The organism is Photobacterium aphoticum (assembly GCF_001029435.1).
In the GTDB taxonomy this organism is placed as follows: domain Bacteria; phylum Pseudomonadota; class Gammaproteobacteria; order Enterobacterales; family Vibrionaceae; genus Photobacterium; species Photobacterium aphoticum.
This window is the reverse complement of sequence record NZ_LDOV01000027.1, coordinates 26,887-48,336: the sequence shown is the minus strand read 5'-3', so window position 1 is coordinate 48,336 and position 21,450 is coordinate 26,887. Positions and strand designations below refer to the sequence as shown.

Annotated in this window: 20 protein-coding genes; 17 read left to right on the top strand and 3 right to left on the bottom strand. The window is 45.9% G+C overall.

Annotation, left to right across the window (positions count from 1 at the left end):
• Positions 1-197: 197 nt before the first annotated feature.
• From ABT58_RS15115 to ABT58_RS15060, 11 genes are all read left to right on the top strand, one after another.
• The gene (locus tag ABT58_RS15115; protein ID WP_047875262.1) at positions 198-1,709 is read left to right on the top strand and encodes a peptide MFS transporter; all 1,512 of its coding nucleotides are present in this window, start codon (positions 198-200) and stop codon (positions 1,707-1,709) included.
• Positions 1,710-2,383: 674 nt separating this feature from the next.
• Positions 2,384-3,427: a GMP reductase gene (locus ABT58_RS15110; RefSeq protein WP_047875261.1), complete on the top strand. Its 1,044-nt coding sequence runs from the start codon at positions 2,384-2,386 to the stop codon at positions 3,425-3,427.
• 324 nt (positions 3,428-3,751) lie between these two features.
• Complete coding sequence (locus ABT58_RS15105) at positions 3,752-3,958, top strand: hypothetical protein (protein ID WP_047875260.1); 207 nt, start codon at positions 3,752-3,754, stop codon at positions 3,956-3,958.
• Between the two features lie 342 nt (positions 3,959-4,300).
• Positions 4,301-4,960 (top strand): DNA-methyltransferase, encoded by a 660-nt coding sequence (locus ABT58_RS15095; RefSeq protein ID WP_047875258.1) that lies wholly within the window; start codon positions 4,301-4,303, stop codon positions 4,958-4,960.
• Between the two features lie 189 nt (positions 4,961-5,149).
• Positions 5,150-5,422 carry a hypothetical protein gene (locus ABT58_RS15090; protein ID WP_047875257.1) on the top strand — a complete coding sequence of 91 codons (273 nt, stop codon included), beginning with the start codon at positions 5,150-5,152 and terminating at the stop codon, positions 5,420-5,422.
• Between the two features lie 528 nt (positions 5,423-5,950).
• Positions 5,951-6,394, top strand: coding sequence for a PTS sugar transporter subunit IIA (locus tag ABT58_RS15085; protein ID WP_047875256.1), 444 nt, complete (start codon positions 5,951-5,953; stop codon positions 6,392-6,394).
• 13 nt (positions 6,395-6,407) lie between these two features.
• Positions 6,408-7,829 (top strand): PTS mannitol transporter subunit IIBC, encoded by a 1,422-nt coding sequence (locus tag ABT58_RS15080; protein WP_107204998.1) that lies wholly within the window; start codon positions 6,408-6,410, stop codon positions 7,827-7,829.
• Positions 7,830-7,885: 56 nt separating this feature from the next.
• Positions 7,886-9,157 carry a zinc-binding dehydrogenase gene (locus ABT58_RS15075; protein WP_047875255.1) on the top strand — a complete coding sequence of 424 codons (1,272 nt, stop codon included), beginning with the start codon at positions 7,886-7,888 and terminating at the stop codon, positions 9,155-9,157.
• Positions 9,158-9,214: 57 nt separating this feature from the next.
• The gene (locus tag ABT58_RS15070) at positions 9,215-9,733 is read left to right on the top strand and encodes an MltR family transcriptional regulator (protein WP_047875254.1); all 519 of its coding nucleotides are present in this window, start codon (positions 9,215-9,217) and stop codon (positions 9,731-9,733) included.
• A gap of 9 nt (positions 9,734-9,742) precedes the next feature.
• Entirely contained in the window at positions 9,743-10,477 is a 735-nt protein-coding gene (locus ABT58_RS15065) for a nucleoside/nucleotide kinase family protein (protein WP_047875253.1), read from the top strand.
• 25 nt (positions 10,478-10,502) lie between these two features.
• The gene (locus tag ABT58_RS15060; RefSeq protein ID WP_047875252.1) at positions 10,503-11,249 is read left to right on the top strand and encodes a phosphatase; all 747 of its coding nucleotides are present in this window, start codon (positions 10,503-10,505) and stop codon (positions 11,247-11,249) included.
• A 105-nt stretch (positions 11,250-11,354) separates the two neighbouring features.
• Here the strand turns inward: ABT58_RS15060 and ABT58_RS15055 are convergent, their stop codons facing one another.
• Positions 11,355-12,989 (bottom strand): phosphoethanolamine transferase, encoded by a 1,635-nt coding sequence (locus tag ABT58_RS15055; RefSeq protein ID WP_047875251.1) that lies wholly within the window; start codon positions 12,987-12,989, stop codon positions 11,355-11,357.
• Between the two features lie 522 nt (positions 12,990-13,511).
• On the opposite strand from ABT58_RS15055, the gene pflB reads away from it, so the two are divergent.
• Positions 13,512-15,809, top strand: a complete 2,298-nt coding sequence (pflB, locus tag ABT58_RS15050; protein ID WP_047875388.1) for a formate C-acetyltransferase — start codon at positions 13,512-13,514, stop codon at positions 15,807-15,809.
• 147 nt (positions 15,810-15,956) lie between these two features.
• On the opposite strand, the gene ABT58_RS24105 is transcribed toward pflB, so the two are convergent.
• A complete protein-coding gene (locus ABT58_RS24105) occupies positions 15,957-16,163 on the bottom strand; it encodes a hypothetical protein (protein ID WP_146147192.1) in 207 nt (68 codons plus the stop codon).
• A 504-nt stretch (positions 16,164-16,667) separates the two neighbouring features.
• On the opposite strand from ABT58_RS24105, the gene ABT58_RS15040 reads away from it, so the two are divergent.
• From ABT58_RS15040 to ABT58_RS15020, 5 genes are all read left to right on the top strand, one after another.
• Entirely contained in the window at positions 16,668-16,928 is a 261-nt protein-coding gene (locus ABT58_RS15040) for a hypothetical protein (protein WP_047875249.1), read from the top strand.
• A 187-nt stretch (positions 16,929-17,115) separates the two neighbouring features.
• Positions 17,116-17,772 (top strand): NAD(P)H-dependent oxidoreductase, encoded by a 657-nt coding sequence (locus tag ABT58_RS15035; protein WP_047875248.1) that lies wholly within the window; start codon positions 17,116-17,118, stop codon positions 17,770-17,772.
• A gap of 202 nt (positions 17,773-17,974) precedes the next feature.
• The gene (locus ABT58_RS15030) at positions 17,975-18,973 is read left to right on the top strand and encodes a DUF2860 domain-containing protein (protein WP_047875247.1); all 999 of its coding nucleotides are present in this window, start codon (positions 17,975-17,977) and stop codon (positions 18,971-18,973) included.
• Between the two features lie 223 nt (positions 18,974-19,196).
• The gene (locus ABT58_RS15025) at positions 19,197-19,994 is read left to right on the top strand and encodes a RecX family transcriptional regulator (RefSeq protein WP_047875246.1); all 798 of its coding nucleotides are present in this window, start codon (positions 19,197-19,199) and stop codon (positions 19,992-19,994) included.
• Positions 19,995-20,027: 33 nt separating this feature from the next.
• Positions 20,028-20,762, top strand: a complete 735-nt coding sequence (locus ABT58_RS15020) for an HAD-IIB family hydrolase (RefSeq protein WP_047875245.1) — start codon at positions 20,028-20,030, stop codon at positions 20,760-20,762.
• A gap of 70 nt (positions 20,763-20,832) precedes the next feature.
• On the opposite strand, the gene thiE is transcribed toward ABT58_RS15020, so the two are convergent.
• On the bottom strand, positions 20,833-21,450 hold the full coding sequence (thiE, locus tag ABT58_RS15015) for a thiamine phosphate synthase (RefSeq protein ID WP_047875387.1): 618 nt from the start codon (positions 21,448-21,450) through the stop codon (positions 20,833-20,835).

The window sequence follows — 21,450 nt, the reverse complement described above, 5'->3', positions numbered from 1 at the left end:
CTCTCCCTAAATAAGCATCAAAATATGTTTTTTGCAAATACTCAAATGCATACGATGAAAAATTTTAATCGAAAATTGGCCTCAATCACCGTTCCTCACAAGATCACAGCAACTGATAGTGTTAATATTACGCCGCAGATTTACATTTGCTTACATTTACAACGTTATCATCCTTCCATAAATATAGAGATACAGCAATGTGGAATAGACTGAATAAGTCAATGATGGTATGCCAAATGATGTTTGGCCTATCGTTTTACGGCGTAATGGTGATCCTGACTCGATTCTTCCTCGAGGATCTCAACTACAGCGAAGCAGACACCATGATGGTGGTGGGTGCGTTCTCCTCGATTGGCCCTTTGTTTGCCATTGCCGGTGGTTTCATTGCTGACAAATTCTTAGGCGCGTACCGCTCACTGACTATCAGCTACCTAGGCTTTGCAACCGGCTATGTGTTGCTGGTACTGGGTGCGTCTTCACTGAACGTAACGCTTAGCCTTGTTGGTATTGCTCTGGCCAGCTACTCACGTGGCCTGATGTCCCCTTCCTACCCTAGTCTGTACAAACGCACTTTCCACAGTGAAGAAGACTTTGAGAACGCCTACCCGGTTAACTACTCCGTCAACAACATCGGTGCTTTCCTTGGCCAGTACCTGTTCCCCATGTTCGTCTTGGTGCTGGGCTTTAATGGCAGCTTCACGCTGTCTGTGATCATGGCAAGTATTGCCTTCATTCTATTGATCGTTTCCCGCAAGCCGCTGATCGCCGTGGCAACAGACATGGATCAACAAGCGGTCGGCGCGAAAAACTGGATCGCCTTTACCGTGATTTCTTTGTCGATGATCGGCTTGGTGTTCTTCATGTTCTCTAACATGGATATCGGCCAGAACATTGTTTACGCCATCGGTTTGGCGGCCATTGGTTACTTCATTAGCCTGATGATCAAAGCCAACAAAGCCGATGCGCTAAAAATGGGCACCATTTTGATCATGACGGCACTGACCACCGCATTCTTTGTTTACTACGGCCAGATGATGACCTCCATGACCTTAGTGACCATCAACACTATGCGTGGCGATCTGTTTGGCATGATCCCAATTGCACCGGAAGCGTCAATGGCCATGAACCCATTGTGGTGCATCATCGGTGGTCCGTTGGTTTCTATGACGTTTGCCAGTCTGGAAAAGCGTAACATTCACTTTTCTACTGCGACCAAAATCAGCTTTGCATTTGTATTAACGGCAATTGCGTTTGGCATTTTGACCATGGCGGTAAAAGCCATCGGTACTGAGGTGGTTATCCGTCCGGAAGTCTTCCTGCTGATCCACTTCTTCCAGGCGATTGGTGAAGTAATCGTGGGCAGCTTAGTGGTGGCGTTCATTCTGTCTGTGGCACCTAAGCACATCGAGAACTTCTCTGTGAGCCTGTTCTCTGTAGCCATGGCGCTCAGTGGCATCATTGGTGCGGTATTCTCAACGTCAATTGCGTTGGAAAAAGGCCAAGTGATCACACAGGCATTGGTGAAGCAGCTCTACGGTGACTACTTTGGTCTGCTGACGGCACTGGCTGTGGTGATGGTGGTTGTGGCGTTGTTGGCGTCTGCACTGGTTCGCGTGATGCTGAAAAAAGCCGAACAGTGTGAAGCGCAAGATGGCGACGAAACGAATAACGGTAATCCCGAGCCTGTCTTAGCGGAAAGCAACCAATAACGGCGTCTTTCCTCTAAAACGCCAAAGCCCCGGTCAGCACATGTCCCTACTCTATCGTGTGCGCTGGGGCTTTTTATTGCGTAGCTGTATTTCATGGCGTGACGTTATATGTACTCACATAACGTTCATAACAAAAAGCGATCCCTCATCAAGCCGCCCATCTTAATATCGCTTTATGCAGCTTTGGCACCCTGATCAACTTCCTTACTACTCTCTTGTCGACGCCCTTACCGACGTCAAAGCTCAGCTCTTCCGCTTCACTTCATTATCCATATGAAAAACAGGGTTAATAAGCGCAATTATTTACCGCCATATAGCCGGTAAAAAAAGTTTATCTTAGACGTAAAAAAGTGCTGAGGTGTATTCGTGAGAGAGAAACCAGAGAAAGAACAAGAAACAGTCTAAGGTGTGCGGTTTGGGTTATTTTTACAGCAAAGCAAGCGTTTGCGGTGACTTTATGGCGGGTATATCTTCTGGAGGATAACACAAAAAAATTTGCAATATCAGACTTGTTAATAAAGTTTCTGGCTCTATAATGCTGAAAACCGGAGCGTCTGCCAACGCTCCGGTTTTTTTGTGCCTGCTTTTCGGTGATCTATCCGCTACCTGCCAGTAGCAAAAAGCCGAAATGCAACTATTCGAAAGAAAAGTCGATTTAAAGAAGGAAATGACCAATGCGTATCGAACAAGACTTGAAATTGGGTTTTAAAGACGTTCTGTTTCGTCCAAAACGTTCTACTCTAAAGAGCCGCTCTCAAGTTGAATTAACCCGCGAGTTTACATTCAAGCACAGCGGTCGTCAATGGTCTGGTGTACCAATTATTGCTGCTAACATGGATTCAGTCGGTAGCTTCGATATGGCCAAAGCCCTTGCGGCGCACGGCGTAATGACTGCCATCCACAAGCACTACACAGTAAGCGATTGGGCTGAATTCGTTAAATCGTCTGATGCAAGCGTGCTAAACAACGCAATGGTGTCTACCGGTACCTCTGAAGCTGACTTCCAGAAAACCAAAGACATCATGGCGCTGTCTGATGATCTTATCTTCATCTGTATTGATATCGCGAACGGTTACTCTGAGCACCTTGTTGAGTACGTACAGAAAGTACGTGAAGCTTTCCCAGACAAAGTGATCAGCGCAGGTAACGTTGTGACTGGCGACATGGTGGAAGAGCTAATCCTAGCCGGCGCTGACATCGTGAAAGTGGGTATCGGCCCAGGTTCTGTATGTACCACGCGCGTAAAAACTGGCGTTGGCTACCCTCAGCTGTCTGCCATCATTGAATGTGCGGATGCTGCGCACGGCCTTGGCGGTCGTATCATCGGTGACGGTGGTTGCTCATGTGCGGGTGACGTGTCTAAAGCGTTCGGCGGCGGTGCGGACTTCGTAATGCTTGGCGGTATGCTGGCTGGCCACACTGAAAGCGGCGGCGAAGTGATTGAGCAAGACGGTAAAACGTTCATGAAGTTCTATGGCATGTCATCTCAAAGCGCAATGGACAAGCACTCTGGTGGTGTTGCGACTTACCGTGCGGCTGAAGGCAAAACCGTGCTATTGCCATTCCGTGGCACGGTGAACAACACCATTCAAGACATCATGGGTGGCGTACGTTCAACCTGTACTTACGTAGGTGCTGCACAGCTTAAAGAGCTAACAAAACGCACCACGTTCATTCGCGTACAGGAACAAGAAAACAACGTGTTTGGTAAAGAGTGATTTTCGCTTCACTGAAGTGATGTTATCACGTTGCTGATTGATTGAAGGCCGCTGATTAGCGGCCTTTTTTTCGTGTAATTCCCCATTCCCACCTTGTATCCTCACTTCACACCCATCCTTGCTCGTAGTAACAATACTCATAAAATCATCAATAAAATTAAATATAAATTGATGATATAGCACCTCTATTGTTTAACCACTCAATAATTATCTATTGAATTCACTTTGAATAATTGTGAAGCACCTCCATTTTTAAGCCATAAGTTTCATATATAAATATATCCGCTTTTATTTGTATATGATTCAAAGTAGTTTGGAAGTGTTATGTATAAAGGTAATTGGTACGACATGATGGGTAAAGAACGTCGAGACTTACGCTCTTTAAAGCTTGACTTTGAAACATTAGATCTGGCAGTAGATGAAGCCATCCATGTACTTCCAGAAGCAAAGTTAATAATTAAAAATAATCGTTTAGATTTTTGTTTGATAGCTATTGAAGAAACCAAAAGAATGCTTATCTGTAAAAAATAAACCACACATTATATTTTACAACAGTACGAATATTTTTCTTAGGTATATATAACTATGACATGTACTTGCTGCTCGAAAAAACTAAATGTTGGAATGCTACAAAAACGAGATCCAAATACTGGTGCTAAATTTAAATCTTGCCCCCATTGCTCAGATGCAAACGGTGGTCAACATGTATATCATCCATACCCATCATCCTTCGGCAAAACTCCAGCAAGAGTCACAGCCCGCAACCCAGAGGGTTATCAAAGTTACTGTATTGCATGTAGAAGACTAGAAAAAGGCGAGATATCTACAGTATATAAGAGTGGGCGTGAGTGTAAAACACTCGTTTAATAAAGGATGAATTTATATCAAGAGGATGCAGTTACTTGGCTTTCAATGCTTGAATCAAACAGTGTAGATCTATTAATAACAGATCCACCATATGAATCACTTGAAAAGCATCGAAAGGTTGGAACAACTACTAGGTTGAAGGTGAGTAAATCATCTAGTAACAACTGGTTTGATATTTTCCCTAATGACCGATTTGAAGAGCTATTAACTCAAGTCTATAGAATTCTTAAAAAAAACTCACACTTTTACCTTTTTTGTGATCAGGAAACAATGTTTGTGATAAAACCAATCGCAGAAAAAGTAGGATTTAAATTTTGGAAGCCAATTATATGGGATAAAGTCACAATTGGAATGGGATACCATTATAGATCTAGACACGAATATATTCTTTTTTTTGAAAAGGGTAAGCGAAAGTTAAATGATTTAAGTATTCCTGATATATTAACATTTAAAAGAGTATATCGTGGGTATCCTACAGAAAAACCAATTCCACTACTTGAAGTGTTGATTCTACAAAGCAGTCAATTAGGAGATACCGTTATTGACCCATTCTTTGGTTCTGGCTCAACATTGATTGCAGCAAATAATTTATGCCGAATACCAATAGGTAATGACATATCATCATTTGCTCATGATTACTTACAAAAACGTATAACTTCAATCTAGTATTCTTTTATCCTATTTTGACTCTATACAAACCCATACAATATTTCAATTGCCCACTTTCACTACGAGGCAGACAATCGCCTCAAGAATGGTGTTGCCTCTCATTGGGTGACATTCACCCTCCCCGATGCACAGGCAACAACCATTTTTAAACCATTGAATTATTATATGAATTGATGAGTAAATCCGATGAAAGTGGGTTTAAAGCTCGACGCTCAACACGTCATTATCAAACACAATATCTCTGCTGTTATTTCGCATGAGGATGCGCTGCAACTAAAACTCAACAACGACGACTGTTACCTTGTGTTTTGTAAACAGGATAACCAACCTGATTATTATGATGATGAATCGACAGCGATGGAGATCTACCTGCCAGTGAATGAGTTTCATCGCGTAGAACGGGAACTCTCTGAATATTTAGGCATTGATATCCACTTCACTACTCCCCTTGAGGCATGAGTTAATCCCTCCTCAATCTCTCGCAAAACAGCCATTAAGAATACTCAAAGCAGAGTGGATGAGTGCAGCTCACGCTCTGCTTTACTGCGCGCACTGCATTATGATGATTATATGCACGATTTGCTGATAAAAGCACAAAATGCCGTCACTCAATTTCAGTGCATATCATGAAACGCTATTATTTACTCTTTCATGTATCAAAGAGCACGCTTTGGCTTCTCTCTATCTCCGAATCAAAACCGATCTATCTCAAATAAATCATCGATACAATCCATCTAATTTGACGACCATCACACTGAGTTAATTTAATTTATTTTTCTAATGTATGATTAAGTGCACAAAGCAGGGGTTGATTTGTCATTCAAACAAATTCTGTTATTAAATTTCACACTGATTATGTGATGACGAGTACTTATCACTGCTTGACAGGCATATTAATTCAACATTGATCACTCTTTTTGCCGGTTTGCTTCTCCCTTCTCATTGTATTGATAATAGACACAACAAATGACGACAGGGAATAAAGACATGTTATATGAGTTAATTGATCATGATCTCGTTGATGTTATCAATGACGACAACTACCAGTGGCAAGACGCAGTAAGAAAAACCACCGCTTACCTAGAAGAACGCGGTTATGTATCTGCCGATTATGCAGACGCCATTATTCAATCCACCCAAGACAATGGCCCTTACTACGTACTCTGCCCGGGCTTGGCGATGCCACATGCCCGCCCTGAGGCCGGGGTGTTAAAAACAGGATTAGGCATTCATGTCTTCCCGACACCTGTTGATTTTGGCTCTGAACTAGGCCCAGCCAACATCCTTATTACTTTAGCCGCAAAAGATTCTGACACCCACATCGAAGTGATTCAAGCGCTGAGCGAAATGTTTGTGGATGAAGACAGTATTGTAAAGCTCTCACAAGCCGCATCCAAAGAACAAGTCCTCGGCATTATTAAAGCGTACTAAGAAGGATAATAACGTGAAAACGAACATGCGAGCGAATGTCCAAGCCTTTGGGGGTCACTTGACCGCCATGGTGCTCCCCAATATCGGCGCTTTCATCGCCTGGGGTTTTATTACCGCCCTCTTTATCCCAACGGGCTGGATGCCAAATGAAGCGTTTGGTGAACTGGTCGGCCCGATGATCACCTACTTGCTACCCCTGCTGATCGGTTATACCGGTGGTCAAATTGTCGGCGATAAACGCGGTGCGGTTGCCGGTGCTATCGGTACCATGGGCGTGATTGTCGGTGCAGATATCCCAATGTTTGTCGGCGCGATGATCATGGGTCCACTCAGTGCTTGGGTGGTGGTGCAGATGGATAAACGCATCCAACACCGTATCCCTTCCGGTTTCGAGATGGTGGTGAATAACTTCTCTCTCGGTATTGTCGGCATGCTGCTGTGTCTGTTTGCTTACGAAATTGTGGGCCCTGCCGTTACTGCTGCTAACCTTTTCGTTAAATCAGGCATTGAAGCATTGGTTGCCACTGGCTTCCTGCCACTGCTGGCGATCATTAACGAACCGGCGAAAGTGCTGTTCTTGAATAACGCGATTGATCAGGGGATCTACTACCCGCTTGGACTACAAGCAGCGGCTGAAACTGGTAAATCTATCTTCTTTATGGTGGCGTCTAACCCGGGTCCGGGTCTGGGTATGCTGTTGGCTTATGCCATGTTCGGCCAAGGCCTGAGTAAGCGTTCAGCACCAAGTGCCATCATCATTCACTTCTTTGGCGGTATTCACGAGCTGTACTTCCCGTACGTACTGATGAAACCTGTCATGATTCTCGCCATGATTGCAGGTGCAGCCACAGGTATTGCGACCTTCAACTTGTTCGATGCCGGTCTGGTTGCAGGCCCAAGTCCTGGCTCTATCTTCTCTTACCTGGCATTAACGCCAAAAGGCAGCTTCATCGGCACCATTGCCGGTGTGACAAGTGCCGCGATTGTCTCCTTCTTGGTGGCCAGCGCCATCCTGAAAATGAGCAAGTCCGAAGAGAAAGAAAGCGACTTTGAACAATCTGTCACTGATATGAAAGACATGAAGGCTGAAGGCGCGGCTAAACCTGCAACAGCAATCGCAACCAACGCACTGGATACGGTTAACGCACAGGCCAAACCGATTCAGTTTATCGCCTTCGCTTGTGATGCGGGTATGGGGTCAAGCGCCATGGGGGCATCTACCTTCAAGCGCAAACTCACCAAAGCGGGGATTGATATTGAAGTGAAGAACTTCGCTATCGAAAAAGTCCCCAGTGATGCAGACATTGTCGTCACCCACGAGAGCCTAGAGAGCCGTGCCGTGAACGCAACCGGGCTACCCGTCATCACGATTAAGAACTTCCTCAATGACCCTGCTCTTGATGAGCTGATGGTAACTATCGAACAACAAGCCTAATCAAACAGTCCGGGGCGGTTCACCGCTCCGACTCTAAAGACTTCAGGAGACCTATCATGGTACAAACAACAGCAGCGGTTATTTGTGGCGAAAAGAACGTACAACTCAGAACCTTTGATTTACCAGCAATTTCCCCAGACGAACTGCTCGTCAAAAACATCTCAAACAGTATTTGTCTTTCTACCTACAAAGCCGCATTGCTCGGCAGTCAACACAAGCGTGTACCCGAGAATATCGAAGACGTGCCCGTAATGACCGGTCATGAATACGCAGGTGTGATTGTAGAAGTCGGCGACAACCTCAAAGATCAGTTCACGAAAGGCGAATACTTTGTGTTACAGCCAGCAATGGGGCTACCTTCTGGCTACTCTGCCGGTTACAGCTACGAAACCTTCGGCGGTAACGCGACCTACTCCATCATTCCCAAGATCGCCATTGATTTAGGCTGTGTGCTGCCATACAGCGGTGACTATTTTGCTGATGCGTCACTGGCCGAACCTATGTCTTGTATCATTGGCGCTTACCACGCCAGCTACCACACTAAACCGTACGTGTATGAACATGATATGGGCATCAAAGCCAACGGCTCACTGGCACTACTGGCCTGTGCCGGCCCAATGGGGATTGGTGCTATCGACTATGCGATTAACGGTTCCATCAAGCCCAAACGTATTGTGGTGACGGACATTGACCAAGCCCGCCTTGATCGCGCAGAAAGCCTGATCCCGGTGAGCGCCGCACAAGCGCAAGGTATTGAGCTGCACTATGTGAACACGGCCAACGTCGATGATCCCGTCGCTTACCTGAAATCGCTGAATGACGGCCAAGGCTATGACGATGTGATGGTTTACGCGGCAGTGGCACAAGTGCTGGAACAAGCCGATGAATTACTGGGGAATGACGGCTGCCTGAATTTCTTCGCAGGCCCAACTGACAAAAACTTCAAAGTGCCGTTTAACTTCTACAACGTGCATTATGAAGCAACCCACATTGTCGGCACATCGGGTGGCTCAACCGGTGACATGATTGAATCACTGAATCTGTCTTCAGATCGCCTAATCAACCCGTCATTCATGATCACCCACGTAGGCGGGTTACAAGCCGCGCCGCACACCATTTTGAATCAGTTGGATATTCCAGGCGGTAAGAAGCTTATCTACCCGCACATTGATCTGCCACTGACGGCCATTGATGATTTCCTCTCCCTGGCTGACACTGACCTGTTCTTTGTAGAACTGGATGCCATCCTGAAAGCCAACAACTATGTATGGAATGTGGAAGCGGAAAAAGCCCTGCTTGCCTTCTACAACGTGAGCTTGACGGTTTAGTCACAATGACATTATGTGGTAGCCTTGCGCTGCCACATAATCAAGAGGTTACCAACGTTGTCACGTGAAAATGCACTACTTAAGAAACTGGAAGATTGCGAGGATGCCTCGTCATTTCTTCAGATTTCAAATCAAGTGATCAACCTCAAGTTAAAGGCGTTACTCCCTCGCGTGTTTGTTCAGGATGCACTGGTGATGGAGTATGCCGTGGAGCCCTTATTACGAGAAAACGGCCCGCTGGAAACCACCGATGTGGTATCAAAACTGATGTTTGCGATGGGCAAAATTTCGCTCAAAACCTATGCTGACATCGGGCTGTACAACCAGACGCTAGAATATGCCGCCTCCCTACCCGAAGCGCTGCAATTTGGCGATGACGTCGTCTACGACTTCATTAAAAGTCAGGCGGTATTGTCATCCCAGCAAGACGGCTATTACCTTGAGTCCATCAACAAGATTAAGTTTTCCTCTTTCGAGGCATTTTCACAGATGCGGTATGAATCGCTGATCAAAACCGTCCTTAACCTCTCTTGTGAGTTGCTATTAGAAAATCTCGAAAGTGAAATCAATCAATGAGGCTTCGCCATGAAAGTGAACCTGAATATCAGCGGCTTTGAGACCCAAGCCGACTTCCCCGATCAAGACATCCAGCAAATCCACCAGCCACTGGTCGAAAAATTCACCCGCTTGTATCAAGAAACCCAACAACGTGTGGTGGTTTTTCTCTCCGCCCCTCCTGGCAGCGGCAAATCCACCCTTGCGGCCTTTTGGGAATACCTGTCTGAACAACAGCCCGACCTTGAGCCACTGCAAGTCTTACCGATGGACGGCTTCCACTACCCCAATGACATTCTTGATGCCAACACCATTGAGAAAAATGGCGAACAAATATTATTGCGCAGTATTAAAGGCGCGTATGAAACCTTTAACCTCACAGAACTCATCGCCAAACTCAAACAATTGAAAAGCGGCGATCCGGCTTGGCCTTATTACGACCGCAACCTGCATGATCCGGTAGATGATGCCATTGCGGTCACGAAAAACATTGTAGTGGTGGAAGGTAACTGGCTGCTATTAGACGAACCCGTATGGCGCGGACTACACCAACTTGCCGACTTCACTGTTTTTATTGATACACAGCCTGAATATTTGCAAGCGCGTCTCGTCAGTCGCAAAATACGTGGAGGGACATCACCAGAAGAGGCACTGGCGTTTTATCAGCGTTCAGATGCGGTCAATGTTGAAAAGGTACTCCAGCATTCCGTCAATGCCGATCTCACCCTGCACTTGAACCAAGACGGTTCATTTGCCATTCAATAAGTTGTTCACCTAGCAGGAGATTATGATGGACATCGTGATTGACACCCACACTCACACTCTCGCAAGTGGCCATGCGTACAGCACCATCATTGAAAACGCACTGGCCGCCAAAAACAAGAACCTCAAACTGTTGTGTACCACGGATCACGCCCCGAGCATGCCGGGCGCGCCACACTACTGGTTTTTTAACAACCAGCGCATTTTACCGCGCTTTTTGCACGATGTGGGCATCATTCGAGGTGTGGAAGCCAACATCCTCAACCTTGAGGGCGAGATTGACCTGCCCCCTTCTTCCGACCAGCACCTTGATTGGGTGATTGCCAGCTTCCATGAACCGGTGTTCCCACCCAGCACAGAAGCGGACCATACCACGGCACTCATTAATATCATCAAAAGCGGCCGTGTCGATGTACTGGGGCACTTAGGCAACCCTAACTACCCGTTTGATATTGATGCAGTATTAACGTGTGCCAAAGCATACAATGTGGCCATTGAAGTCAATAATACCTCGCTGACCGGAAAAAGCCGTCACGGCAGTGATGTACGCTGCAACACCATTGTGGAACGCGGCACAGCCATTGGCGTGCAATTCACAACCGGATCAGACGCTCACTTTTGTGAAGAGATCGCAACGCTCGATTTGGCGATTGCCCTACTGAAAAAACACGACGTGGAAGAAGAATACGTGCTCACGACATGCCCAAGTCGATTCCTGAATTTCTTACTGCTGCGTGGCAAAGAGAAAATCGATGCGTTTGAGGCGTTGTATTAATTCTCTGCCAACCAATCTGACAACAAAAAACGCCTACCTGTTTTTGCGAAAGTTCACGCTCGCATGTTCACAGATAGGCGTTTTCAATTTTATCGTTCGGGTTATTTACGATGCGCGGCAGGTAGCAAATACATCCTGATCTTGACGATAAGCATCTGTTTCTACGTCCATAATACCCAACAACGAATCAAACAGGTTATCGTGAGAATACGTCCCTTCTTTGGCATTCTGACGTAAGCAGTCTTCATTCAGATGCTTTTGCTTAGTGAAATCATCGGAGAACCACATCAGCATAGGGACATGGGTCTGCTCTTTGGGTGCAATGGCATACGGAATACCGTGCAAATACACGCCATCTTCACCTAATGATTCACCATGATCAGACAGATAAATCAAACCCACATTGTATTTGTCAGAAACCGATTTCAGGTTATCGATGGCCTGCGCAATGAAGTAATCCGTATACAAAATGGTGTTATCGTACGTATTCACCAAGGCTTCATTCGTGCAATTCTCAATGTCTGCACGCTGGCAGTCTGGCGTAAACGTACGATGAGATTCAGGATAACGTTCAAAGTACGTGGGGCCATGACTGCCTGAGATATGGTAGAAAATGATACTGTCTTGGGTTAAGTCTTTCGAATCATCGGCGAAAGACGCTAACATCGCCGTGTCGTAACAATGTGCGTCATTACATAATGGATCATTATGCGCGGGTGTGAGTGCCGTCTTCTTAATATGGTGCGCCACACCTTTGTCACCACCATCATGATCGTGCCAAATTGACTGAACGCCCGCACGCTGCATGATATCTACCACATTATCTTGGTTATAAGCGGTCTCTTTATCGTAATTTGTACGATTCATGTTAGAGAACATACAAGGCACGGATACGGCTGTCGCTGTGCCGCAAGAGGTGACGTTTTGGAAGAAAATCGGATTATCCGACGCAGTATGCTGATTGGTCGGCTTGCCGTAACCATGGTACTGATAATTATACGCACGTGCCGTTTCCCCTAACACAAACACCAACAACGTTGGCTTCGCCGCTTGCTTGGCTGCCGCTGTCTGTTTCGCATCGGTACCGATTTCTTTATAAGGAACAGGATCTGTCAGATACGTATCGCGGATATAGTGGTAAGTATCCCAAACGTATTCATTGGGAATGATCATTTTTTTTAAATAGTGGTTATTGCGCCCGACGGATGCGTAGTCTTTATAGTACAGGCCAGCAATGGCACCAATCACCACTAATGAGATCGCTATCCCTCCCAGCTTCCAACCGAAGAAAGACTTCAATCCAGGATAGTCAAACTTGGTGATCGCCAAGATACAAGCGGGAATGACGCCCATCAGCACAAACCAAATAACGGAATATGTACTCAGGTAACTGGCAGCCTCTCCGGAATTTGTTTCAAAGACATTTTCAATCATGCCGTAATCAACAAAAATGCCATAATTAAACATAGCATAACTGACAAGGCTAGATGTCAGCAGAAGAAAAATAAAAAAAGGTTTAGAGAAATACGGCCAATTAAACAGCTGGAAAATGGCTTGAAAGGCAGCACAGAAAAACACGGGCAGTGATAACACAAAACCCAATTTGTATGCATCCATGGCTGCCATAATGCGCCAGAGTTCATGAGCGATGGGTAAATTGATAACAACTGTATAATAAACAGCCAATACAAATGGTAATTTATTTATAGATAAATGCGGTCTTGCTTGAAAATTAAACACAAAAACATCCGTACTATTATTATTTTGCTCATTATGACTCCATTTCTTACATTTAGTTTCAAAAAATTACTTGCTTTATCTTTTATGGGTATGTTTTGACCGTTAATCACAATTACCTAATTCTATAGAAGCATTATTATTACATTACCCACCTGAGCATCACCCTCAACAACACAGCACATTTACTTACTATCACTGGGGTTAACACCCTCTATTTCACCCTCTTCATTACCAGTAAACGCCTGATAAAAGCCAAAGAAAAACCAATAAATGCACAATAAGCATGGCAAATATGATAACCATTCATTTTACTCATAGTTTGGATTTGTTTAGTATCACTCCCAAGTTAAAGACGTGAAGCAAACACGTATTCCCATTGACGTTTCAATAGGTTGTGCCTCATTGGCAGGGTCTTTTACACCCTGAATTTGAGCCAAAATATTCATGAAAGCATTAATGGATACCGCCTTTCTTGTTTCACGCCTGCTGTTTTCAAATACCCATTATTTTGAGGAATTAGGTATGACCATTCCAACCACAGCAATGTTAGACGCTTGGCAAGGCTTTACCGCAGGTGCATGGCAAACAGACGTCAATACCCGTGATTTTATTCAAACGAACTACACGCCTTATGAGGGTGACGAATCTTTCCTTGCTGAAGCCACAGATGCGACCAAAACGCTTTGGAATAACGTACTGGAAGGTATTAAAGAAGAAAGCCGCACACATGCGCCGTTAGATTTTGATACGGACCTGCCTTCAACCATTATTTCTCATGATGCGGGCTACATTAATAAAGATCTCGAAACTATCGTTGGTCTACAAACAGACAAACCACTAAAGCGTGCCATTATCGCTAACGGCGGTATTCGCATGGTGAAAAACTCATGTGAAGTGTACGGCCGCGAACTTGACCCACGTGTTGAGCAAATCTTCACGGAATACCGTAAAACACACAACAAAGCATGTTTTGATCTTTACACCAAAGACATCATTGCTTGCCGCAAATCCGGTATCATTACTGGCCTGCCTGATGCTTATGGCCGTGGCCGTATTATCGGTGACTACCGTCGTCTTGCACTTTACGGTATCGACTTCCTAAAAGCGGACAAACTTGAGCAAATCAATTCGACTCAAGCCTTCCTGGAACAAGGCCAAGATCTAGAGAAAACCCTTCGCCTACGTGAAGAGTTGGCAGATCAGGTACAGGCACTGGAAGATATCCGCACCATGGGCCAGAAATACGGCATTGATATGTCTTCCCCTGCTCGCACGGCACAAGAAGCGATCCAATTTACCTATTTTGGTTACCTGGCGGCGGTGAAATCGCAAAATGGTGCAGCCATGTCACTGGGTCGTACGTCGACTTTCTTGGATGTGTACATTGAACGTGATTTGGCGAACGGTGTGATCACCGAATCTGACGCACAAGAGATGATTGACCACTTCATCATGAAACTGCGTATGGTACGTTTCCTGCGTACGCCTGATTATGATTCACTGTTCTCTGGCGACCCAATTTGGGCAACCGAAGCAATGGCAGGGATGGGTGTTGACGGCCGTACACTGGTCAGCAAAACCACCTTCCGTTACTTGCACACATTGCACACCATGGGCCCGGCACCAGAGCCAAACATGACCATTTTGTGGTCTGAACAATTGCCTATCGCCTTTAAGCAATACGCCGCGAAAGTATCGATTGAGACATCATCAGTTCAGTATGAAAACGATGATCTGATGCGTCCAGATTTCAACAATGATGACTACGCCATTGCGTGTTGTGTGAGCCCGCAGATTGTGGGTAAAGACATGCAGTTCTTTGGTGCGCGTGCGAACTTGGCAAAAGCGTTGTTGTACACCATCAACGGTGGTATCGACGAAAAATCAAAAGTACAAGTGGGTCCACAGTTTGGCAAAGTCATGGATGAGGTTTTAGACTTCGAGACCCTGATGCCACGCTTCGATGAAATGCTGGACTGGCTGGCCACCCAATACGTGACCGCGTTAAACATCATCCACTACTCACACGATCGCTACAGCTATGAAGCGTCACTGATGGCACTGATGGATCGCGATGTGCGTCGTACCATGGCCTGTGGTATTGCAGGTCTGTCTGTCGTGGCGGATTCTTTGGCTGCGATTAAATACGCCAAAGTGACACCGATTCGCGACGAAGACGGTATTGCTATCGACTTCAACATCGAGGGTGATTATCCGAAATTCGGTAACAATGATGATCGTGTCGATGACATTGCCTGTGATTTGGTCGAACGCTTCATGAAGAAAATTCAGAAGATGACCATGTATCGCAACGCAACGCCAACACAGTCTATCTTAACCATCACCTCTAACGTGGTGTACGGTAAGAAAACCGGCAACACACCAGATGGTCGCCGCGCAGGTATGCCATTTGGTCCGGGTGCAAACCCAATGCACGGCCGTGACACAAAAGGCGCGGTAGCGTCACTGACATCCGTCGCGAAACTGCCGTTTGCCTTTGCCAAAGATGGGATCTCTTACACCTTCTCCATTGTGCCAAATGCACTGGGTAAAGAAGTGGATACGCAAAAGCAAAACTTGGCAGCCCTGATGGACGGTTACTTCCACCACGAGGCGGATCAAAACGGTATCAACATTGAAGGCGGCCAGCACCTGAACGTGAACGTGATGAATCGTGACATGTTGATGGATGCAGTAGAGCACCCAGAGAAATACCCACAGTTGACCATCCGTGTGTCTGGCTATGCGGTACGCTTTAACTCACTGACCCGTGAGCAGCAACAAGATGTGATCACCCGTACGTTTACACAGCACGTGTAATTCATACCGGCTAACGTTTCCATACGTTAAACCCTCACTCTGAAACAAAAATGGCTCGCACCGTGCGAGCCATTTTTCTACTTATTCTATATCTCGGTGTTCTATATATTGATGTTCTATTTGTATCTGTTCTATGGATTTATCAGATTACACCTTCAACTCAGGGGTGCTATCCGACACACAACCGGTGTCTTTATACAACACAGTCATTTTCTTCAGAATATCTTCTACTGTTAACGGTTTACCTGAACGCTTGCGCTCATCGCTATCTGGCCCCATGACTTCTTCAGACAATCGCACCATCATAATGGCCACTTCTTGCTTCGTCGCACCTTTGGCTTTCCACCCTTTCATTTCTTCAATCCACGCATCATTCGGCTGCCCCGATTTTTTTAATCCAATGTAAATGTTCGTGGCATATGACGCGCATTGACTGGCTTTCGAGGGTTCTGTCGCCAGACTCGTCATGGAAAATGCAGACAGAAATAATGCGGATAATAATAGAAGAGTTTTTTTCACGATTCGCCTCAATACGTTAGCTATCACTACAGTGCGCAGAATGGATCACCTTCGCCTGCTTACGCACGCAAAACAATCGCCAAGCCTATGATTTGAACATTATCTCGAGAAGAAACCGCGTATCGAACGCCTCTGTTACAGGGTTCCCCGAGGCGTATCACACACTGGAACATCAATTTCGCATCCGGAAATTAATATCTTAATCATTTGCAGTCATAGCAAAATATAGGCCGAATAACAGATATTTACCGCCGCCATCCGACGACCAATACATCACCACTCTGTATTATATACATGGCATATCCCTTTAGATTCTCTTCATTTTATTGGATTAACATGATGTCAGATGTAAAACGTATTTCACGAGAAAAATTCACCTCAAGCCTCATCGTCATGGCGCTAGTCAGTCTCTGCGCTGCCGGATTGTCCATCTATCATTATCAAGAAGCTCTACTCATTTACTTTGATGATGAACGAGTATTGACTTATGTACTTGCAGGCTGCGCTGGCGGTATGGCATTGATTCTGGCACTCGGCGTGATTCGTGGCATTCTGGTTTTAAAAGGCGTCATAAAAACCGACATTGAATTTATTAATTAGTAATTTATCTCTCGCGCTAGCCACACCACTTGGCTAGCGCACTTTATCCAACATTGCTCATCCCTTGCTGCCCATAGGATTTTCTCCTTTTTTTTGCTAGTGTTTCCCCATAGTTAAACAACAGCTCCCGCTGTATTCCCACGCAAGAATGATTTTGCGTTGACCCGACCGAAATATGGAAAGCATCATGACACACCCAATTATTTCTGATCTCAGCAATCGCTATACCGCCAAACGTTACGATGCCACCAAGCGCATTCCACAAGCGGATCTGGATGTTTTGTATGAAGCGATGCGTTTGTCTGCCTCTTCCATCAACTCCCAGCCATGGAAGTTCATCGTGATTGAAAGCGATGACGCGAAACAACGTTTCCACGATACCTTTGCCAATAAACACCAATTCAATCAACCGCACGCCAAAGCAGCCTCACACATCATTTTGTTTGCCCACAACCCGCATTACACCCGCGACGATTACGCTAAAGTGGTCGACAAAGGCATTGCAGATGGCCGCGTGCAGCCGGAAAACCGTGAGCAGGCCTTTGGCTCTTATGCTTTTGCGGATCTGAATACCGATGAAAAGGGCTACAACGGCGGTTGGACGAACTCACAAACCTATATTGCACTGGGTAATACCTTACACACGTTGGCACGTTTAGGGATTGATTCGACCACCATGGAAGGCATCGACAGTGATCTGATCGGTGAGATTTTCAAAGAAGAGTTAGATGGCTATGTGTGTAACGTCGCGTTAGCGATTGGTTATCACCATGCTGATGAAGACTACAACGCGAAGTTGCCAAAATCACGTTTAGATGCCGCCGATGTATTAAAAGTGCTGTAAATAAACAGCGTTTTATCGCTCGACTATCTCATTGATATCAATGCCTGTTCTGCCAAACAGGCATTTTTTATAGCATTTTCATTAAACCTGCCGTTATTTGCTGCTATTTGGACAAACCGCACTTTTCTGCTAGGATGCTCGCCCTTTTGCTGTTGAGCCCTCCCCTTTGCTCATCGCATCTTGTTTATTTCGGCACCTGTTAATGAAAACCCAATACTCAATCCTTGCTCTATCACTTTGTTTATCTGCGTCGACTTTTGCAGCCACCGCTACCCCGTTAGCAGCTGAAAAAGGCTACAGCGGTGAAATTTCGTTACAAACCGGTTTTGCTTCTGTCCGTTCTAACCTGAACACTTACGGTGATGCCTCCATTTCTGATCTGAATCAGTCCGCGTCATCGCACAGCGACAGTTTGATTTTGCCTCTGGGCAACATCACTTACACCTTTGACGATCTGAACCGCCAGGTATACGCCGGTATGAACCGTAGCGATATTGCGGTCGGTAACTTAGTGATGGAGATCGGTGCACGCCAGAAATTGGCTTCGGGCACGGTATTGGATGTGTCATTTATCCCTGGTTTTATTACCAAAGACGTATGGGCAGACCCGTTTAAAACCGGCGCCAACCGCGACAAGACCGACGCCCGTACCACGGCGCTACGTTTTAAAGTCGACAATATTGGCGGCACCAGCATCAGCCTTGATTCGGCCTACTCATTCAACAATGTGGATAACGATAAAGCCGGTGCATCTCGTGGCTTAAGCCGTCAGCAGCAAGATCTGTTGCGTCGCGATTCCACGGCATTTTTCATTAAAGCCGATTTCCGTCAGCCATTATCCGCCACGTCATTCCTGAAACCCGCTTTCAGCATGACCACCGCAGAAGCAGATGGCAGCGCGAACTCTTACATTGCTTATGGCGCAGAAGTCACTTACTTCAAAGTGCTGGATCGCAACCTGTTGGCTTTGACAGCCAGCTACAGCAACCGTGACTACGAAGCGGTCAACCCAGTCTTCAATAAAGCCCGTACCGATAACGAGTTCGGTCTGTTTGCGGCTTATGAACACAAAAATTTCATGGGCTGGCAGAACTGGTCATTCATCAGCCTTGCAGGCCTTGGCATGAGTGAATCCAACATCGATTTCTACGACTCAAAACAGTACATGATGTCGGTGGGTATGAACTACCAGTTCCAATAATCCACCAGCACAAATCGCTATCCGGTGTGTGATGCACCGGGTAGTTTCCGCTTCACACTTCTATATGCCAGACACCACACGCCTTTCCTCTCTCGCATCGCCCCCTTTCTATAGCGATCCCTCTCTGTAGCAATACTCCCCATAGTCATTCTCTCTATAGCAATCACTTCGCAACTGCATTACAGTCAGGAAATATGTACGACGATTTTCTCCCGAGGCCTTCATGCTACGCCAACGTCCTATCAAACAAGCCAAAACCATTGATAATGTGTACGGCAGCGCCTATTACCACCTTGAGGCAAAAGATCGCACCATTGATGAATTGCGCAAAAAGCTGGAAGCCAAAACCGACAATCAGGAATGGATTGATACGGTTATTAACGATCTGATTGATCGCGGCTATTTAAAATCTGACGAACGCTTTGCGATTCACTTTGTGGAGTTAGCCTTTAACGCGGAAAAAGGCAGCCAATTCATTCATACCAAATTGAAAGAAAAAGGCATCAGCGACACCATTATCAGCGATGCCATCGCTTATATCGCCAATCGGGACAGCATCTGTGAGTTAACCTTACTCAAGAACCGCTTGGCCAATATGAAGCTCACTGGCCTATCCAGCGATAAGTTGCACACAACGCTCATCAAACATGGGTTTTCATCGTCAGACGTGCGTCAGGCTATTCAGTCACATTCGGAAGCAGCAGCACTGCCCTCAAAATTACAGATGAAAGCAGACAAAGCTGACATCAGCAAAGAAATCGAAAAGCTGGCTCGTAAACTCAAAGGCAAATCAACGATTCGCCGAGAGTTACAACAGAAGATGATGGATGTCTCAGCCTTTGATGCGCACGTTGAAGCGCTGGAGCGTGATGGCACTATCGATTTTTATAAAAACTGTCGACTACGACTGGAAAAAAAGCGTTTTGACCTGACTAATGCCTCAGAAAAAAGCAAAGCTTACGCGTATCTTTACTCCCATGGTTTTAGCGCGGATGAAATTAAAGAGACGTTAAACAGCTAAACTAAAAGTCCGTAGTAATAAGAGGTAGTCACAATGATTAAAATGCTGGTTTGCGACTTCGATGGCACCATCAATGGCGGTTCATCACACGGGGTCAATCAATTAACGGATTATCTCAGCACCCAAGACCATGTACATTTTGTCATCGCAACCGGCCGCACCTTTCCTTCTATTTCAGACGGCTTAACCACGGAAAACTATCCGGCACCCCGCTGTATCATCAGTGATATCGGCACCAAAATGTACCATGGTCATGAACGCCTTAATGATGAAGCCTGGCAACATCATGTTCAGGCGAAATGGAGCAAATCGGCCATTCACCATGCTCTGCGTGATGTGCCTTTTTTAGGGGAATGCCATCCTCCGCATCAAGGGGACTTTAAACTGACCTTTGAAGGTAAGTTGGATAACCACCAGTACACAGCCATTGCCGAACGTCTGCTTGCCCATGCGATTGAGGTGGATCTTACCTACTCTCACGATTGGTTTTTAGACATCACCCCCAAAGGGATCAACAAAGCGACGGCGATCCATCATTTAATGGAAAAGCATCAGTTAGCAGCCCATGAAATCTGTGTAGCGGGGGATTCTGCTAACGATACGGCCATGCTGACGATACCCGGCATTAACGCCATTTTAGTGGCGAACCATTATCCGGAAGTGGCGCACTTGTCCGATCATCAACATGTTTATACCAGCGCGGCGTCTCACGCGGAAGGCGTACTGGAAGGCTTAAAATACTGGCAGGATGTAAGCATAAAAAAATGACGAGCTGTTACCCTCGTCATTTTTGGTGATGCTTTTCAGCTCACTCCGCCATTCGGCTTCTTCTTTCGGCTCAAGCCTGCAGTGCGGCTAAACAATCACGCGCCGCTTGAGCCGGACTTTCGGCATGGCAAATCGCAGAGACTAAGGCGATACCGTCTGCGCCAGCGGCATGAATGTCAGCAATGTTCGACATATTAATGCCACCAATAGCGACAATCGGGAACGTACTCTTGGCAACAGCTTGTGCCAAACCGTCAATGCCCCAGGCTTTCTTGATGTCGGTTTTGGTCGGCGTAGTAAAGATGGCACTCAGCCCTAAATAATCCACAGGCATGGCTTCGGCATCGAACAACTGCTGCTCATTTTCTACGGATAATCCCAGAATCTTCTGATCACCGATTAACTGGCGGGCCAAATCAGCAGGCATATCCGATTGCCCCAAGTGCACCCCGTCAGCATCGACCGCCAATGCCACATCAACGCGATCATTAATGATTAAAGGGACACCGGTACCCTGTAGAATTGCTTTTACCGCTTGCGCGCGTTCAATAAAAGCGCGGACATCACCATGCTTTTCACGCACTTGCACCATGGTCACGCCACCTTTGATAGCCTCAGCCACCACATGCTTTAATGTCTCGAGATCCTGTTGATCATCAGTCACTAAATATAATTGATAAGGATTCAT

Coding starts and splice junctions, on each gene's coding strand:
- ABT58_RS15115 (WP_047875262.1), top strand. CDS start 198: ATGTGGAATAGACTGAATAAGTCAATGATGGTATGCCAAATGATGTTT.
- ABT58_RS15110 (WP_047875261.1), top strand. CDS start 2,384: ATGCGTATCGAACAAGACTTGAAATTGGGTTTTAAAGACGTTCTGTTT.
- ABT58_RS15105 (WP_047875260.1), top strand. CDS start 3,752: ATGTATAAAGGTAATTGGTACGACATGATGGGTAAAGAACGTCGAGAC.
- ABT58_RS15095 (WP_047875258.1), top strand. CDS start 4,301: ATGAATTTATATCAAGAGGATGCAGTTACTTGGCTTTCAATGCTTGAA.
- ABT58_RS15090 (WP_047875257.1), top strand. CDS start 5,150: ATGAAAGTGGGTTTAAAGCTCGACGCTCAACACGTCATTATCAAACAC.
- ABT58_RS15085 (WP_047875256.1), top strand. CDS start 5,951: ATGTTATATGAGTTAATTGATCATGATCTCGTTGATGTTATCAATGAC.
- ABT58_RS15075 (WP_047875255.1), top strand. CDS start 7,886: ATGGTACAAACAACAGCAGCGGTTATTTGTGGCGAAAAGAACGTACAA.
- ABT58_RS15065 (WP_047875253.1), top strand. CDS start 9,743: ATGAAAGTGAACCTGAATATCAGCGGCTTTGAGACCCAAGCCGACTTC.
- ABT58_RS15060 (WP_047875252.1), top strand. CDS start 10,503: ATGGACATCGTGATTGACACCCACACTCACACTCTCGCAAGTGGCCAT.
- pflB (WP_047875388.1), top strand. CDS start 13,512: ATGACCATTCCAACCACAGCAATGTTAGACGCTTGGCAAGGCTTTACC.
- ABT58_RS24105 (WP_146147192.1), bottom strand. CDS start 16,163: ATGAAAGGGTGGAAAGCCAAAGGTGCGACGAAGCAAGAAGTGGCCATT.
- ABT58_RS15040 (WP_047875249.1), top strand. CDS start 16,668: ATGTCAGATGTAAAACGTATTTCACGAGAAAAATTCACCTCAAGCCTC.
- ABT58_RS15035 (WP_047875248.1), top strand. CDS start 17,116: ATGACACACCCAATTATTTCTGATCTCAGCAATCGCTATACCGCCAAA.
- ABT58_RS15030 (WP_047875247.1), top strand. CDS start 17,975: ATGAAAACCCAATACTCAATCCTTGCTCTATCACTTTGTTTATCTGCG.
- ABT58_RS15025 (WP_047875246.1), top strand. CDS start 19,197: ATGCTACGCCAACGTCCTATCAAACAAGCCAAAACCATTGATAATGTG.
- ABT58_RS15020 (WP_047875245.1), top strand. CDS start 20,028: ATGATTAAAATGCTGGTTTGCGACTTCGATGGCACCATCAATGGCGGT.
- thiE (WP_047875387.1), bottom strand. CDS start 21,450: ATGAATCCTTATCAATTATATTTAGTGACTGATGATCAACAGGATCTC.